This is a genomic window from Paraburkholderia flagellata, assembly GCF_021390645.1.
Taxonomy (GTDB): Bacteria; Pseudomonadota; Gammaproteobacteria; order Burkholderiales; family Burkholderiaceae; genus Paraburkholderia; species Paraburkholderia flagellata.
In genome coordinates this window covers 1,501,043-1,516,945 of the sequence record NZ_JAJEJT010000003.1, presented here as the reverse complement: position 1 = coordinate 1,516,945, position 15,903 = coordinate 1,501,043, and the positions used below count along the sequence as shown (strand labels likewise).

Genomic DNA, 15,903 nt, shown 5'->3' with positions numbered 1-15,903 from the left:
GTCGGACGCAATGTCTTCATCAACCAGAATTGCACTTTCTATGACCTGGGCGGCCTCGACATTGCCGATGATGTGATGATCGGCCCGAATGTGAGCCTCATCACGTCCGGCCATCCCATTGAACCCTCGCGGCGACGCGACGGCGTCATCGCAAAGCCCATCGTGATCGAGAGGAACGTCTGGATCGCCGCAGGCGCGACCATCATCGGTGGCGTAACGGTCGGCGAAAACTCGGTCGTGGCGGCAGGGTCGGTGGTCACCCAGGACGTTCCCCCGAATACGCTTGCCGGCGGCAATCCGGCACGCGTCATTCGTTCGATTGCGGACTAAGTGCGCGCCTCTTACGCATTCACTCGAAGCGCATTTCCGCGACGAATGAAACGCCTATCCGGTGTCTGAAAATCCGCTGTAGCAGCGCAATCGTCGCGTTAGAAACGGCACACCTCCCACCAAGGGAGACATTCCCATCTAGTCTCCCGATTCCACTCGGCCAAGCAAGCATTTCTGGAATGCTTAGCGCCCGAACGCACTCGCGCAACTATGAATAGCTCAATTGCTTGTTTGTGGTGAGAATACCGATCGGCAAAAATGATCCGGCCAAACTTTGGTCAGGACCACGATATGTCGAACGCACCCAGCCTTCAACTCGATTCCGCCACGGCGCGCAAGCCGCTCGCGCATTGAATCCTCGCAGTCCATTCCAAAGCGAACGTCAACCACGATTCGAGGAGCACCTATGAGCGCAGCACCGCGACGCCCCGGCCAATTGAGCCTCGGCGCCTTCCTGATGGAGACTGGTCACCATATCGCCGCGTGGCGCCATCCCGATGCACACGCAGCCGGCGGCCTCGACTTCGCGCACTACGCCGAACTGGCGCAAACGGCCGAGCGCGCCAAATTCGATGCCATCTTTTTCGCGGATAGCGTGAGCGTGCGCGACACTCATGTGCCTTCGCTGTCGCGCACCGCGCGCGCCGATCATTTCGAGCCGATCACGCTGCTCTCCGCGCTGTCCGTCGTCACGAAACACATCGGGCTCATCGCCACGGTGTCGACCTCTTTCAACGAGCCCTACAACGTGGCCCGAAAATTCGCCTCGCTCGACTATCTGAGTGGCGGACGCTCGGGCTGGAATCTCGTGACTTCGAGCACCGAAACCGAAGCGCACAACTTCAGCCTCGACAAGCATCTCGATCACGCCGTGCGCTACGAGCGCGCGAAGGAGTTCTACGACGTGGTCTGCGGGCTTTGGGATAGCTGGGAAGACGACGCCTTCATCCGCGACAAGGCGAGCGGCATCTACTTCGACCCCGGGAAGCTGCATACGCTGGACTATCGCGGCAAGCATTTCAAGGTGCGCGGCCCGCTGAACGTCGCGCGTTCTCCGCAAGGCTGGCCCGTTGTCGTGCAAGCGGGCGCTTCCGAAGCCGGCAGGGAACTCGCAGCGCAAACCGCCGAAGTGATCTTCGTTGCGCATCAAACGCTCGATGAAGCGAAGCAGTTCTATCGCGACGTGAAGGCACGGCTCGCGCGTTATGGCCGCCGCCCCGAGCATCTCAAGATCATGCCGGGCATTTTCCCCGTGATTGGCCGCACGCAGGAAGAAGCGCAGGAAAAGTTCGATGCGTTGCAGGCGCTGATCCATCCGAGCGTGGGACTTCAACTGCTCTCGAACATGTCGGGCGGCCTCGACCTCTCGCAGTATCCCGTGGATGGCCCCGTGCCGGATCTGCCGGAAACCAACGGCGGCAAGAGCCGTCAACGTTTGCTGCTCGATCTCGCGCGGCGCGATAACCTCACCATACGCGATCTTTATCTGCGCATTGCGGGGGCACGCGGGCATCAACAGGTGATCGGCACGCCGCAAAGCATCGCCGACCAGCTTCAGCAATGGTACGAGGAAGAAGGCGCCGACGGTTTCAACATCATGTCGCCGTGGCTGCCGGGCGGCCTCAACGAATTCGTGCAGTTCGTGGTGCCCGAATTGCAACGCCGCGGACTCTTTCGCACCGAATATACGGGGCGCACGTTGCGCGAGCATCTTGGCTTGCCCCGCCCCGCGAACCGCTTCGCCACGCAACAGGAAGACGCGTTCCGCGTCGCTTCCTGAAATCTCTTCATTGACACGCAACGCGTGGGCGTTGCGTGTCGTACAGCGTTCAAACATTCCCAATCGTTCTCATCGCAGCGTCGGCACTCCACATTTCGCTTCAGGCCGAAACGTTCGCATCAGCGACGCCCGCATAATTTGTCCAATACGCGCTTTATTTTCCTCGCGCGTGGCCGTGCAATCTCACTTCGTCTTTCGCGAATTCAATCGCTCAGCATGCAAGCGACGACTGCGAGCCAATCGACTGGACTCGACCTGCTTTTGCTCCTCGCGCTTTCCACTCTTTGGGGAGCGTCCTATACGTTCATTAGAGTCGGCGTGGCGACCATCCCGCCGTTCACGCTCATCGCCGCGAGAACGTTGATTGCCGGAACGCTCCTTCTGCTCTGGATGCGGGCGCAGCGCGTTCCCATACCGCGAGACCCTGCCGTGTGGCGTCGTTTCGCCATGCAGGCCCTGCTCAATAGCGTGATTCCCTTTACCTTGATCGCGTGGGCCGAGCGTTCAGTGGAAGCCGGTTTGGCGACGATCCTCAATTCCACTTCACCTGTCATGGCATTCCTCGGAACATGGCTGATTACCCGCCACGAGCGGGTCAGCGCGCGCAAGCTGTTCGGCATCGCCGCAGGCCTCACCGGTATCTGCCTCGTGGTTGGCGTGAGCGCATTCGAAGGACTCGGCAGGCAGCTCGTTGCGCAACTGGCGATCGTCGCCGCGACGATTTGCTACGCCGGCGCGGCGATCTACGGTCGATCGTTCAAAGGACTTTCGCCGCTCGCTCCCGCTGCGGGATCGCTCATGGTGGGCGCAATTCTGCTTGTTCCCGTGAGCCTGGTTGTCGACCGCCCGTGGACACTTCATCCGTCATGGCAATCGATGATGGCGCTGATCGCGCTTGCCGTTTTTTCGACAGCGATCGCATTCGTCATTTACTTCCGGCTCGTACAGACGCTCGGCTCGGTTGGCACCACGGCGCAAGCCTATTTGCGTGTGCCAATCGGCGTGGCAATCGGCATTGCATGGCTCGGTGAATCGCTCTCGGGCTCGGCGTGGCTGGGACTCGCGTGCGTGGTCGTCGGGGTTGCGGCCATGACTTTGCCATCGGTCAGCCAACGCCGCGCGACGGGCCACAGGCTGCGCTCGAATCGCGAGTGAAAAAACGCGAAGTGCCCGATGCTCCGCTCGCCAACCGAAGCGGGCGTGATCCGTAAATGCGTCGAGTCGCTTTGTGTGAAATATCGCAGCGTGCGTTCGATCGCCGGAATCGTGCCGAACGGGTCATCGGGGAAACTGACGGCAAGAATGGGCGCATGCACGCCGCCAAAGCGAGCAACGATGTCGGCGCGCTGCTGTGGCGTGCGTGCGAGCGAGCCCTTGCGAAGCGTGTCTTCAAAGCGGGCGCGGCCCCGGCTCCAGATGTTCACGACGCCGCGCGGCGTGTCCTCCATCCATCCGAACCACGATGCGGGGAAATAGCCTTTCAGGCAGGTCAAAACAGGCATGACGACATGCCATTTCCAGAGCATGAGCGGCATGCTGCGCGGCGCGTAATCGCGCCAATACGCGTACTGCGTGCCAACGGTGAAAACACGGCGAACGAGATGATTCGACGGCGCGAGCCCGATCAGGAAGCCGCCGATGCTATGTCCGACGACATCGATCGGCTGCCCGGGGAACGTGCTGCGCACGTAGCGCAGCACCGCTTCGAAGTCGCGTTCGCCCCACTCGAGCCAGCTCGCATCGAGCGTTGCAAGCGCAACTGACTGCGAAGCGCCAATGCCACGGTAGTCGTAGACCAGCACGTCGAAACCCTGCTCGTGCAGCCACGCGCCAAAGCGGAAATAGTAATGGCAGCGCACCGAAGTGGCCGAATTGACGATGACGACCGGACGCGGCTCATCCGTGTTCAGCCATGCACGGCGACGCCACACATAAGCGCGGAGCGTAAAGCCGTCGGCGGCGTTGATGGCGACGGCGAGAGGACGCGCCTCGCCTGGATCGGCTGAATGCATGAACGTGCTCCATGAAGAAACCGGAGCATCGATTTCACTTGACCTTGCCCGCCGGATCAATCAATCTTTCAGCAGCTTTCGCATGAGGAAAACGCATGTCAGTGCCGCTGGTGAAACTCCCTCCGCTCGACCTCATTCGCGGCTTCGTGGCAGTGGGCCGGCGCATGAGCATCACGCTCGCCGCCGACGACCTGTGCGTGACGCAGTCCGCCGTGAGCCGCCAGATCGCCGCACTCGAAGAGGCGCTGGGCGTGCGCCTGTTCAACCGCGGCTATCGTTCGATCTCGCTCACGCCGGAGGGCGAGCGCCTGCTGCGCGTTTCGGACAGCGTGGTACAGCAGATGCAGGAAATCGTCGGCGCGCTGGCCGCGCCGCAAACACGCCAGCCGGTGACGATCACGGCCAGCATCGGGATTGCGGGCCTCTGGCTGCTGCCGCGTATCGGTGAGCTGCAACGCCTGCTTCCCGATATCGATCTGCGCCTCGCGACGTCCGAGAAGGTGCTCGATCTGCGCGCCGAAGGCATCGATCTCGCGTTGCGCTACGCGCCCGCACGCATCGCTGCCGAAGCATCGAGTCGCGCGGTGCATCTGTACGACGAATACGTCCTGCCGGTCGCGCATCCGTCGTTGAACGTCAAAAAGCTCGACGCGGCCATGCTCGCGCGCCACGTGCTGCTCGAGTTCGAAGGCGTGCGCCGCCCGATGCTTCGCTGGGCTGATCATCTGGGCGCACGCGGCCTCGACAGCGCACCGCTTCGCGGCGTGCTGCGCTTCAACCAGTACGATCAGGTCATTCAGGCCGCCATTGCCGGCCGCGGCATCGCACTCGGGCGCCTCGCGCTCGTTCAGCCGCTGCTTGCCGACGGAAGGCTCGCCGCCATCGGCAATGCGCGCGCCGTTGGCCCGACCGGCTACGCCTACTGGCTGCATCAGGCCGACGAAACCCCGCGCGACGACGTACGCGCCGTCATCGACTGGATCGTCGAACAGGCTCGCCAAAGCCAGATCACATGAGTAATGCGCATGCGAAGCGTGCCAAAAACTCGCTTGAGCCGACTAGCCTCCCCGCGCTCTACTAGGCGCAACGCTGCGCAACAGCGAAGCGCCCAGTGCGAGGAGGCGAATGATGACCGGAATGGACGATGCATGGCGCCGCCGCTGGCTGCTCGTGATTGCGGGCGGACTGGTGATGGGCGCGGCGCTAGGCGTACGCAACGTGCAAGGGCTTTTTCTGCTGCCCGTTACGCTCGATCGCGGCTGGTCGCGTGAGACGTTCGGCCTCGCGCTCGCGCTGCAAAACCTGCTGTGGGGCGTCGCACAGCCGCTCACCGGCATGATCTCCGACCGCTTCGGCTCCGCGCGCGTGATCTTCGCGGGCGCGCTGCTCTATGCGCTCGGCCTTGCGATGATGGCGTTGAGCGCAACGCCTGGCGTCTACACGTTCGGCGTGGGCGTGGTACTCGGCGTTGCATTGTCCGGAACGGCGTTCGGCGCGGTCTATGGTGCGCTCTCGCGGCTTTTCGCAGCCGATCAGCGTAGCTGGGCGCTGAGCGTGGCCGGCATGTTCGGCGGCCTTGGCCAGTTCTGCGTCGTGCCGCTCACGCAAGGGCTGATCGGCAGATTCGGCTGGGTCGCGGCCATTCTCGTGCTCGCCGCCGTGATGCTCGCAAGCGCGCCGCTCGCGGCATGGCTGCGCGATCGGCCGGTGGAGCGCAGCGGCGCGACCGATTCGCACGACACACTGCGCCGCGCTGTGGGAGCAGCGTTTGCGCATCGCGGGTTCTGGCTGCTCAATCTGGGCTTTTTGTCGTGCGGCTTCCAGCTCGCATTCATCGGCGCGCACCTGCCCGCTTATTTGCTCGACAAAGGCATGAGCGCGCGCGAGGCGAGCCTGGCGCTCGCACTGATCGCGCTGGCCAACACAGCGGGCACGTTTTTATGCGGCTACGCCGGCGGCTTTCTGCGCCGCAAATATCTGCTCTCGGGAATCTACTTCGCGCGCGCAGGTGTGATGGCGCTGTTCCTCGCCTTGCCACTCTCGCCGCTCACGCTTTATGTGTTCGCGTTCGCGATGGGATTCATGTGGCTCGGCACCGTACCGCTGACGAGCGGGATCGTTTCACAGATGTTCGGCGTGCGCTACATCTCGACGCTCTTCGGCTTCGTATTTCTCGGGCATCAGATCGGCAGCTTCTTTGGCGTCTGGCTCGGCGGCGTGGCGTTCGATGCGACCCATAGCTACGACCTGCTTTGGCAAGGCTCGATTGCGCTCGGCATTCTGGCCGGCGTCATGCACTTGCCGATCGACGACGAACGGGTTGTGCAACGCGTCATGATTGCGGGCCAACCCTCGTGAGCGAGAGGTCGGCCATGCGTATCATGCAACTCATGCTGGCCGTTCCATTCGGAGCGCTAATTGTCTGGACGTTCGTCGAATATCTATCGCCTTCGACGATGCTTGCCTTGCTCACTGGCGCCGCGTTTTGCCGATGACGCGTGGCGTGTTTCGGCTTACTTGATCAGCTGCAGCATGTCGCGAAATCGCGGGTGCTGGCTCGAGCGCAACCACTCAAACGCGACCATCTCGACCGTCGCCACGTCGGCGCCCGCTTTGTTCAACCGCGCGATTGCCGCCTCTTTATCGACGATTTTGCGCGAACCCATCGCATCAATAACGAGCGTGACCGATAGACCGCGATGCAACAAACCGATCGCCGTCTGCAGCACGCAGACATGCGCTTCGCATCCCGCAATGATCACTCGGGCTCGCCCTTGAGGCAGAGCGTCGATCAGACCATCGACAGTGGCGTCGAAATGGTGCTTTGCAACAGTAATCGAGCACAGGTCTTTTATTTCCTTCGCGTTCTCGCCAAGCGCCGCCGGATTTTGCTCTGTCCCGATAACGGGAACATCGAGCCCCCGAGCAATCCGTCCGAGCCGAACGGCTTGAGCGGCAACGGATGCGCCGTCGTGAATCGCAGGCATCAGTTTCGTTTGCAAGTCGATCAGAACTACGATCGATTCGGAAAGGCTATGCAGCATCACGAATCCTTTTGGGAAATTGCAGTGCGCAAAATGGCACCTGTCAGGGATATTACTAAGTATGCGACAAATGGTCGCCGTGCGACTCTATGTCCCAATGCCCTTCCCTATGGAGCCAGGCATGCAAGCAGAGACGCTGAAGAAAGCAAGAGCCGCCACTTTTCTCACCCGGTCGGCGCTGTGTCTGATGCTGTTGCCAGTTGCCTGTCTTGTCTGGGCGCTCCAGGCGTATCCGCCACAAGAAGCGTGTTGGCTTTGCTTCTCGCTGGCAATCTATATCTGGCCTTTCGCCGGAGTCCTCTTTGTGATTTCAGCAGGATTCCATGTCGGCACTCACGGTCGCCGACTCGAAAAGGACGCCGGATTCCGCGAGGCGCATGGGCACTAACTAGCCCGCGCGCCGTCCTGCCGGACGGTCCACTGTCGATGCTCGTATAAGCCTGCTGGAAACAGCGGGCTTTTGATCTGCCGGTGCGCGTTTAGCCGATACGGCGCAAGCTCGCTATCCTTTGGACTCCGGATCAATTCGGGTACGCCTATCGCCGGGCGGCAGTTGGCTGCGCCGTGCCGCATTCCATGCTGCGTTGGACTGCGTCAGCCGCCTCGAATGCGCCCATCCGTTCGCGCTCACACGGCCGCACCCAGATCCGCAAAGCTGGTGACTTTTGCCTCGCAAGCTTGCGCAAGGCGCAAATCGTGACTCGAAAAAAAGACCGCGCTATCTTTGGCCAGATTCTTGAATAGGTCGATGAGAACAGCGCGCGCGGCGGCGTCGAGTCCGCTGCCGGGTTCGTCCGCGATAACGACGGCAGGCTTGCCTAGTGTCGTCGCCGTCAGGAAGATTTTCTTGCGGGTGCCGAACGACATCTGCTCAAAGCGCTTCTCAAGATGTGGCGTAAGGCCAAAGCGGTCAGCAAGATCGAGCGTGCGCGCGTCGACGGCTGTCTTCTTTTCCGACGCCACGAGTTCGAGAAACGCCCGCCCGGTTTGGAACGGATACGACATACAGTCGTCGGGCACATACGCCAAGGCGGATTTCGCCTCGAGCGCTGCGCCACGCAGCGAATGACCGTTGAGCCAAACCTCCCCTTCGTCGGCGTCGATCGCGCCGGCAAGAATGCCAAGCAACGTGGACTTGCCACTGCCGTTTTCATCGCATAGCGCCACGCATCCCGCGCCGCAAGCGTGATGCAGTCCATGGAAAATAACGCGCTCGCCATAGCGTTTGCCGAGGTTTTCGAATCGAAGCATGGGGGAGTGGATCAAATGAACAATTGCGAAGTGCGCCAGCGCGAACCGATATCGTGCCATGTCGGCTCCGACGCCACAACCGCGTCCATGTCTCGTCGGCATTCGCACATCGATTATTTAAAATGACCGAAGCATAGCTTTCATATTTATTTCATTGCAAGGACTTTCAATTTTTAGCGCAGCGCAGGCACTTGTGCCGACAGCCATCGGCCTCGTGACAGCGCTCGTCTCGCTGTTCATCTTCACCGTTTACAAGGCGGGGTCAAAGACGAGTTCGAAGCGATTGCCAGCACGCTGCTCACCAACGCAAGACTGGCATAGCAGCACGTGGCGCCAGTGATCCCCAAAATGCCGGCCACCCTCAGCGCTGACATATACTCGTCGCGCCGCACCAAAAAGAGCCTCGACGGCGTGTTATTCCGCTACCAACCCTGGAAGCCCTTCGCAATGAATCTGCACTTTGAAACCCCTTTGATGGAATCGCGCGCCTTGAGCGTCCTCGGTGAACAATCCGTGTGGCTCAAACTCGACGCGCTGCAGCCGTGTGGATCATTCAAGATCCGGGGCATCGGCCACGCGTGCACCGTCCATCGAAGCCGTGGAGCGCAGCGTTTCGTTTCCTCCTCCGGGGGCAATGCGGGTCTTGCCGTTGCCTATGCGGGTCGGCGCCTGGGTATTCCTGTTGTCGTGGTGGTACCGGAAACGACGACGGAGCGCGCCAAAGAGCTGCTCCGCCTGGAAAGTGCCGAGGTCGTGGTGCACGGCAGTTCCTGGCAAGAGGCAAACCAGTTCGCACAGACTTTGCGCGGTGCCACAGACGCCTTTCTGCATCCATTCGACGATCCGCTGCTATGGCACGGCCATGCCTCGATGATCGATGAAATTGCCCAAGCCCGGTTCAAGCCGGACGCCGTAGTGCTTTCCGTCGGCGGCGGTGGTCTGCTTTCCGGCGTGGTGGAAGGCCTGCAGCGCAATCATTGGCACGATGTGCCCGTGCTGGCTGTCGAAACCGAAGGCGCCGCTTCGTTCCAAGCAGCAGTCGAGGCGGGTCATACGGTGGAGTTGCCGTGTATCTCCAGCGTCGCCACGTCGCTCGGCGCCAAGCGGGTGTGCGAACAGGCATTGCAGTGCGCGCACGAGCACCCCGTACACAGCCTTGTCGTGTCGGACTTCAGCGCACTCGCTGCCTGCGAGCGCTTTCTTGCGGATCACCGCATTCTGGTTGAGCCGGCTTGCGGCGCGGCGCTGTCCGTCGCTTATGACGGGCATCCGGCGTTGGCCAATTACAGGAAGATTCTGGTTGTCGTATGCGGCGGCGCCACGGCTACCATCGATCAGATTCGCGCGTGGGCAGGCGAATCAGATCGCCGATGACCTTGTGCATGTAACGGCGAAAACGATAAAATCCTGTCCGCCGAAAATAGAGTAGCAGGTTGGTATCTCCTGCACCCGATGATTGGGTTCTAGCTATGCCGCGGCGTCAACCTTACTTTCACCAAGTTGAGGGGACGCGCTGTGGACAGGACGCTGCGCGCCCCTCTAGACGAGGAGTCTGCCCAGATGCGCAGCAACACAAATGAGCCATCAAATGGAGAAGGCGCGCTGTTCAGCGGTTTGACCTTCGACCGCGAAGCGCTGATCCGCCTGCTTCGAGAGTGTGGTGACGGACCGACGTTCGAGCACTGCAGTTTCAGCGGCGAAGATCTTTCCAATCTTGATCTGCGAGCCGCCCGATTCTCACAGTGCAACTTCGAGCACGCCCTCATGGAGCACTGCGAACTCGCAAGAACCCGCTGGTTGGCGTGCAAGTGCGCTGCTGCAAGGTTTCGCTACGCCAATGTGAGTGACGCGCGTTTCTGCCGGAGCGATCTCAACAATACCGATTGGACAGGCTCGAAACTCGCATCAGCGGCGTTTACCGAGGTCAAACTGACGGGCGCACGCTTTGTCGATGCCCGCACACTGGGGCTTAGCTTCCACGATTCCCTGCTTGTTGGCGCAGATCTGCGGGGGCTCTCGTTTCGCAAGCAAACCCTGGAGGCGCTCAATTTTTCCGACGCGGATTTGTCTGACTGCGACTTTCGCGACGCTGTGTTCGAAGGCGGCAGCCTTGGCAATGCACAGTTGCAAAACAGTCGCTTCGACGGCGCCGACCTACGCTCTGTAGACCTAAGTGGTTTTCGTCTCTCCGACGTTCTGCAGCATCTCAAAGGCACGATACTCTCGGTCGATCAGGCCGTGATGCTGATCGGAGACTGCGGAGTGCGGGTGATGTAGGGCGGCGAAGGCCAGCACGCGCCGGCCTTCATATGAGTCGGCCGAACGGCTCTCTTGCCGCCATGCCGATCAGACACCTGGTCGCCATCAACGGCGAGAATGTTCCGCCCAATCAAGGAAGTCGAGTGCCAACTGCGCGGAACTCGACACATCACCATTCCAGTTTTGATTTCGATTCAAAGAAATCGATTCAGTGCGCGCCATTTCTACACCGGCTTCTTGTAGATAAGTCAACGCGTGTTTCGTCAGAGTATTGGCGTTTTGTGCAGTTTTATTAGTTCATATGGTTGATTTGGAATCCAGATCAACCGCATCTTCATCTTGCCATCAGCGCACCACAGGTCTATACGTGAATCTGGCGTCGGTTGTTGCATGAGACTAAAGCGTGGCGCTATGTATCGAACGAACAACGCCCCCGTCTTTACACAGACATTTGCAGATTCTCCGCGAGATCGAGAGGGTACAACGATTGCGTCACAAGCGAAGCACGTTGACGTGAACGCTGATTGCCAGTTGGTCGCCAGAGATCCAGACGGCTATCGGAGCCGCGCAACGCGATGCCAGACATTTGCATGAGCGGGGGCTCTTCTATGTCGAACCGACACGAGACATCTCCTGCCGAGACGGGAGAAGTCCTGGTACTGGTAGGTGCCGCCTTCGCCGTGCTTGGCGGTTGGCTCGTCGCAATGGGTTCTACGCCCTACTACGTCGTCAGCGGTCTCGCACTGATGGGCTCGGGTACCCTCATGGTGCGAAGCCGATCGGCAGGTCTCTGGAGCATCTTCTTCACGCTCGTCGCGGCACTCGTCTGGTCTGTTTCAGAGGTCGGATGCGACGGCTGGAAGCCCATGCCGCGCCTCCTATTGCTCGCATTGCTCGGCATCTGGTTCTACCTTAACATCGTCGTTGGCAATCCGGCAGTCGCGAAGCCGGTCCGCGTCGTGGCTAGCGTCGCTGCGATTGTCTACGCGCTCACGATCGTCGGCATGTTCTCGCCCAAAGTCCCCATGTCGGTGGCGCAGCACCTTCGCTACGGGCCGCTATCGCCTCCCCACAGCAGCGGCACCTCGTCCGATCAGGGCAACTAGCGCCGCCCGGCCTTTCGGTGCGAACGATTTGAGAATTGATTTCGATTCAATCGGCGAACAGGCTTCTTCAGACGAGTGAGGAACACCGGTTGCTTGAAGGCAGGCTCGGAAGCCAAAGAGGTAAGCCATCGTGCTAATACATTTTCCAGATGAAAGTGCCTTCTACTATGCGAGCGGCACGATCCGGTTTCGCGCCGTCGTCGACGGCACATGGGTCATGTGCGAGATCTCTCCAGAGGCACTTGAAGATTATTTTCGTGCGCGCGCCGGTCGCGCCGGCCTGTTGGAGGCCTTCGCGACACATAGGAAGGAGATCGAATCAATCACAAGACAAATTCTGCCGTACCGCCTTGCTTCGGGACGCTGCCAGCTTTTCTTGCGCGACTGCCTTCGCAAGCCGGGAACGACCGAAGTAGACATAGGCCGCAACAAGGGTATCGTAGAAACTGTCCGACGCAACGATACGCCAGACACAAGCGCGCGCATGCCTGCGGTCAGGTACGTTCACGAGGCCGGCAATGCTCTGACGTGAAGCGCGCTTTGCAATGAAAGGCCCGTGAACGAGCAAGCCGCCGAATCCTCGACGCACTGCAGTGTGGTCGAAGGCACGCAATATGCACACGAAGTTGCATCGCAGCAGCTCACTGCTACGAACTGCTTTCACCGTGTGCGCTGGCCCGAAAAATACAACGAAGAACGCCTTGTGTAAGTGGCACGGAGGCGGTTGAGGATTCTGTTCGAGACCGCTCTTCTCACGAATTCATCTGCGGGATGGCCACAATAATGAACAGCTTCGATACCGTCATTCTGGGAGCCCTCACCCAACTCCAGCTTCCTCCTGCCGTCAATCACGCAATCGCAGTGATTGCCGATCTCTACACGTTCAAGGGTTATCTGTTGATTCCGCTGTTGTGGTGGATCTGGGTCCAGCCACACGAGCGGCGCGCGTGGCGCCGTGAGATCGTGCTCGCCACGCTGGCAAGTGGCCTGATTGCACTAGCGGTGGGACGCCTCCTTGCGCGCTGTCTGCCCTTCAGGGAGCGGCCGCTATTCACACCGGAACTCCATCTGCATTTCGCCTCGTCACCCGTGGAGCTCGCCGGGCTGATGCACTGGAGTTCCTTTCCAAGCGATCACGCCATGCTGTGGATGGCGGTGGCGACGGGCATCTTCATCGTGTGGCGTGGCATTGGCGTGCTTGCGTTATTGTCCGTCGCGGCATTCGTGTGCTTTCCGCGCGCGTATCTGGGTTATCACTACCCGACCGATCTGCTCGCCGGCGCCCTGATCGGCATTGTAATTACCTGGATCATGACGCGCAGAGCCGTGAGAAGGCGCACGGTCAAGCCCGCGATGCGCTACATCATGCGCTATCCCGGTCCTGCTGTGGCGCTCGGATTTCTGCTGTGTTTCGAACTGGTCACGCAGTTCGACGATCTTCTGCGGCTCGCCCATTCGGTATTGCATACGGCGAGTTGACGGATACCATCATCATTCGTAGTACTATTTTTTTAGCGCAGATGGATCAAAGACGAATAACGCAGCTAAGCATCAATCATTTCGCGCGTGCGTCGTGATCTGCACGAAATCAGCAACGATATGCCCGGCGCCATAACGCGCTTCCATCTTCTTTAGCTGCTGCCCAACGGCCGCAAGGTAGTCCGAGCGAGACTCGGAAGCGGGACGCAGCCCATCGAACAACGGCGCGGGCGTAATCAGCAAGACGATCATTTCCGTCCCGAACGGCTTGTCCACGAGCCAGTATCCCGACCCTCCGACCGTCGCCGAGAACCCTGGCGGCGCCTGGTTGTCGCGCTCGACATTGCTGGGAACAAGATGCACGACACTGCCGTCGAGCGCGAAATAGTCGACGTTGACGTATGAGTCGTAATGCGGCGTGGTGATATCGACGATGAGCGGCATGCCCTGCGTGAGGTGGGCATCGAGTGGCTGGGTATGGATCGTCGCGCCGCCACCCGCCAGATGATTGGCGCGCCAGTACGGTGCGAATGCGCTCACGACTTCACAGTTGTGGTTTTCCACCGCAGTCACATCGAGTTTCGCGGCCTGCCCTCCGGGCGTTTGCGCGATCGCGTCGTGCACGTGCGCCATGTTCTCGCCCGCATTGGCAAAGCCTCGCACCTGAATCACTTGCCCGGGCAGCGACGCCGTAAGCGCCGAGCACGGGATGCGCGCCAGCGTCGCGTTCAACGCGGCAAGCGAAGCCGCGTCGGCCACCGGGGGGTTCGATGCAGGAACCGCTGCAACCGTGCTCACGGCAGGCACGCTGGCGACTACAGGCGCAGGTTTGACGGCAAGCACCGGCGAGGCCGCCGCTTCCAAGGCCGTATTCGTCGCACTAGCGGGAGCGGTGGTGGCGACGGCGGCCACGGAGGACTTCGCGCCCGTTTGCCCGTGTCCGGCAAGCGCGCGATACCCCGACCACAACCCCACAGCGACGACGATAGCCCCCACGCCAGCGGCGGCAACCCGGGCGCCCGAGAACGCCGACGCATACGCGAGCACGCCCATGCCCTCGAGAAACTGATTGACGCTCGCGGTGCGCGAGGCGCGGTCAAACGAAAGCGCCGCACTCAGCGTGCGCCATTGGCCGCGATCGAGGCCCGGCGGGCGCTCGGCGCGCATCTTTTCGCTGCGCGCCTGCGTGGCCGACTTTCGGTTGAAGGGATGCTTGCCCGTCAACAGTTCGTAGGTCACACAGGCGAGCGCGTAGACATCGTCGCGCGGGTCCGGTTCGCGATGCTCGAACATCTCCGGGCTCGCGTAGGCCGGCGTGATACCGCCAAGCGTCGCGGGATCGAACACGGTGACGTCGGGATCTTCTTCGGGCCGCTGGAACACGCGCGCAATGCCGAAGTCGATCACCTTCACATCGCCGCCATCGGTGAGAAAAACATTGGCGGGCTTGAAGTCGCAATGCACGAAGCCGCGCTCGTGCGCATAAGCCAGCGCCTGTCCCATGCCGGCAATGACCGGCCGCGCCTTCTCGAATGGCATGCCCGCGAAGCCCTGCGCGCGCAGCAGCTTGCTGAGCGGCTTGCCGGACAGATATTCCATCGTGAGGTAGACGAGCGGACCGTCGCGGTCGAAGTCGTACACCGTGACGATATTGCGGTGCGCGAGCGTCTGCGCCTTGCGCGCCTCGCGTTGCAGCGCGATCAGCGAAGTCGGCTGGCCGCGGAACTGCACGTTCAGCACCTTGATCGCGATATATGGTTTGCGGTCCGAAGCTTCCAGCTTGCGTAAATCAAGCGCCTTGTAGACGGTGCCCATGCCGCCCACGCCCAGGCATTCTTCGAGCACGAAGCGTCCGTTGAGCGTGTCGCCAATGCCCTTCACGTGCTCCGCGTCGTCGCCCGCAGTGGCGGAACGCGCGGCAGCAAGCGCTTCGTGAATGCGCGTGGAGTCGTCCACGGCCCCCGTATTCTCTTGGCAATGTTCGATGCGGCGCAGGACCTCGGCATACACGGCATCCGGCAGCGGATGGACAGTCTGCGTCGCGTCCACCGCTTCGCGCAGACGAGCGCAATTGGCCGCGTCGACCGCGAGCACGTGGTCGATCTCGGCGAAGAACGCCTCGCGTGAGAGCGCCCCGCTCTGGAATGTCTGGATCAGCTGCGCAAGGCTCATCATTCGTCTGCCTTCAACTCAGCTTCAGGATGGCCGAGGCGCTTTCCGTCACGTGTTCCCGACGCACGATCGCGCCGCGACTGGCTGCATGCCCCGATTCTGCGTCGAGCCCGCTGCAACGTGGTCTCGTCATCCTTAAAGCATACAGAGTCGCCGCCGAATCTGCGTTCACTGTGATCCCGGACGGCGCGCGTCAGCCACCATACAGCAAGGTCTGATGAAAGATTAGTCTGCCGCCGCACGCAGTGCAATCGGTGCCGGAACCAGGCCTGCGGCTCACGCGTGTTGCCCCGAATCCAACGGCCTCGGCGCGCGCTGTTGGTCTCGCGCCATCAGCGTTTTCGCGCGCGAGCGCTGCCGCCGGCCCTGCGCGCGCGCCGCGGCCAGGCGCAAAGCCCCGCCGCACAAGGCGTTGAGCGGCAAGCGAGTTGATGGTGACGTCGCTGGCACAACCTGTGCATTAAGAGGAG

General features: G+C 61.1%; 16 protein-coding genes and 1 pseudogene. 12 read left to right on the top strand and 5 right to left on the bottom strand.

Features of this window, described 5'->3' with window-relative positions:
- The 3 genes from L0U83_RS30610 to L0U83_RS30600 all read left to right on the top strand — a co-directional run.
- Window positions 1–330 (top strand): DapH/DapD/GlmU-related protein (locus L0U83_RS30610; RefSeq protein ID WP_267939543.1); only part of this gene is annotated, 330 nt, incomplete at its 5' end.
- A gap of 406 nt (window positions 331–736) precedes the next feature.
- The gene (locus L0U83_RS30605; protein ID WP_233887856.1) at window positions 737–2,110 is read left to right on the top strand and encodes an LLM class flavin-dependent oxidoreductase; all 1,374 of its coding nucleotides are present in this window, start codon (window positions 737–739) and stop codon (window positions 2,108–2,110) included.
- A gap of 216 nt (window positions 2,111–2,326) precedes the next feature.
- On the top strand, window positions 2,327–3,265 hold the full coding sequence (locus tag L0U83_RS30600; RefSeq protein ID WP_233887855.1) for a DMT family transporter: 939 nt from the start codon (window positions 2,327–2,329) through the stop codon (window positions 3,263–3,265).
- On the opposite strand, the pseudogene L0U83_RS30595 reads toward L0U83_RS30600, so the two are convergent.
- Window positions 3,187–4,122, bottom strand: a pseudogene (locus L0U83_RS30595) (alpha/beta hydrolase family protein); the annotation flags it as partial. The gene L0U83_RS30600 and the pseudogene L0U83_RS30595 sit on opposite strands and share 79 nt — an antisense overlap.
- A gap of 95 nt (window positions 4,123–4,217) precedes the next feature.
- Here L0U83_RS30595 and L0U83_RS30590 point away from each other — a divergent pair.
- Together L0U83_RS30590 and L0U83_RS30585 are read left to right on the top strand one after the other, a co-directional pair.
- Window positions 4,218–5,138, top strand: a complete 921-nt coding sequence (locus L0U83_RS30590) for a LysR substrate-binding domain-containing protein (RefSeq protein ID WP_233887854.1) — start codon at window positions 4,218–4,220, stop codon at window positions 5,136–5,138.
- Between the two features lie 112 nt (window positions 5,139–5,250).
- Entirely contained in the window at window positions 5,251–6,480 is a 1,230-nt protein-coding gene (locus L0U83_RS30585; protein ID WP_233887948.1) for an MFS transporter, read from the top strand.
- A 155-nt stretch (window positions 6,481–6,635) separates the two neighbouring features.
- Here L0U83_RS30585 and L0U83_RS30580 read toward each other — a convergent pair whose 3' ends face one another.
- Complete coding sequence (locus L0U83_RS30580) at window positions 6,636–7,166, bottom strand: isochorismatase family protein (protein WP_233887853.1); 531 nt, start codon at window positions 7,164–7,166, stop codon at window positions 6,636–6,638.
- 121 nt (window positions 7,167–7,287) lie between these two features.
- Between L0U83_RS30580 and L0U83_RS30575 the strand changes: the two genes are divergently transcribed.
- Window positions 7,288–7,554, top strand: a complete 267-nt coding sequence (locus L0U83_RS30575) for a hypothetical protein (RefSeq protein ID WP_233887852.1) — start codon at window positions 7,288–7,290, stop codon at window positions 7,552–7,554.
- A gap of 239 nt (window positions 7,555–7,793) precedes the next feature.
- Here L0U83_RS30575 and L0U83_RS30570 read toward each other — a convergent pair whose 3' ends face one another.
- Entirely contained in the window at window positions 7,794–8,417 is a 624-nt protein-coding gene (locus tag L0U83_RS30570) for an ABC transporter ATP-binding protein (protein WP_233887851.1), read from the bottom strand.
- Between the two features lie 447 nt (window positions 8,418–8,864).
- On the opposite strand from L0U83_RS30570, the gene L0U83_RS30565 reads away from it, so the two are divergent.
- Window positions 8,865–9,791, top strand: coding sequence for a pyridoxal-phosphate dependent enzyme (locus L0U83_RS30565; protein ID WP_233887947.1), 927 nt, complete (start codon window positions 8,865–8,867; stop codon window positions 9,789–9,791).
- Between the two features lie 186 nt (window positions 9,792–9,977).
- The gene (locus tag L0U83_RS30560; RefSeq protein WP_233887850.1) at window positions 9,978–10,694 is read left to right on the top strand and encodes a pentapeptide repeat-containing protein; all 717 of its coding nucleotides are present in this window, start codon (window positions 9,978–9,980) and stop codon (window positions 10,692–10,694) included.
- A gap of 87 nt (window positions 10,695–10,781) precedes the next feature.
- On the opposite strand, the gene L0U83_RS30555 is transcribed toward L0U83_RS30560, so the two are convergent.
- Complete coding sequence (locus L0U83_RS30555; protein ID WP_233887849.1) at window positions 10,782–10,928, bottom strand: hypothetical protein; 147 nt, start codon at window positions 10,926–10,928, stop codon at window positions 10,782–10,784.
- Window positions 10,929–11,284: 356 nt separating this feature from the next.
- Between L0U83_RS30555 and L0U83_RS30550 the strand changes: the two genes are divergently transcribed.
- The 4 genes from L0U83_RS30550 (at window position 11,285) to L0U83_RS30535 (ending at window position 13,261) form a co-directional block, all read left to right on the top strand.
- Window positions 11,285–11,782 (top strand): hypothetical protein, encoded by a 498-nt coding sequence (locus tag L0U83_RS30550; RefSeq protein WP_233887848.1) that lies wholly within the window; start codon window positions 11,285–11,287, stop codon window positions 11,780–11,782.
- Between the two features lie 130 nt (window positions 11,783–11,912).
- Entirely contained in the window at window positions 11,913–12,314 is a 402-nt protein-coding gene (locus L0U83_RS30545; RefSeq protein WP_233887847.1) for a DUF1488 family protein, read from the top strand.
- A 24-nt stretch (window positions 12,315–12,338) separates the two neighbouring features.
- Window positions 12,339–12,491, top strand: a complete 153-nt coding sequence (locus L0U83_RS30540) for a hypothetical protein (RefSeq protein ID WP_233887846.1) — start codon at window positions 12,339–12,341, stop codon at window positions 12,489–12,491.
- Between the two features lie 74 nt (window positions 12,492–12,565).
- The gene (locus L0U83_RS30535) at window positions 12,566–13,261 is read left to right on the top strand and encodes a phosphatase PAP2 family protein (RefSeq protein WP_233887845.1); all 696 of its coding nucleotides are present in this window, start codon (window positions 12,566–12,568) and stop codon (window positions 13,259–13,261) included.
- A gap of 72 nt (window positions 13,262–13,333) precedes the next feature.
- Here the strand turns inward: L0U83_RS30535 and L0U83_RS30530 are convergent, their stop codons facing one another.
- Window positions 13,334–15,436 carry a serine/threonine protein kinase gene (locus L0U83_RS30530; protein WP_233887844.1) on the bottom strand — a complete coding sequence of 701 codons (2,103 nt, stop codon included), beginning with the start codon at window positions 15,434–15,436 and terminating at the stop codon, window positions 13,334–13,336.
- Window positions 15,437–15,903: the final 467 nt, after the last annotated feature.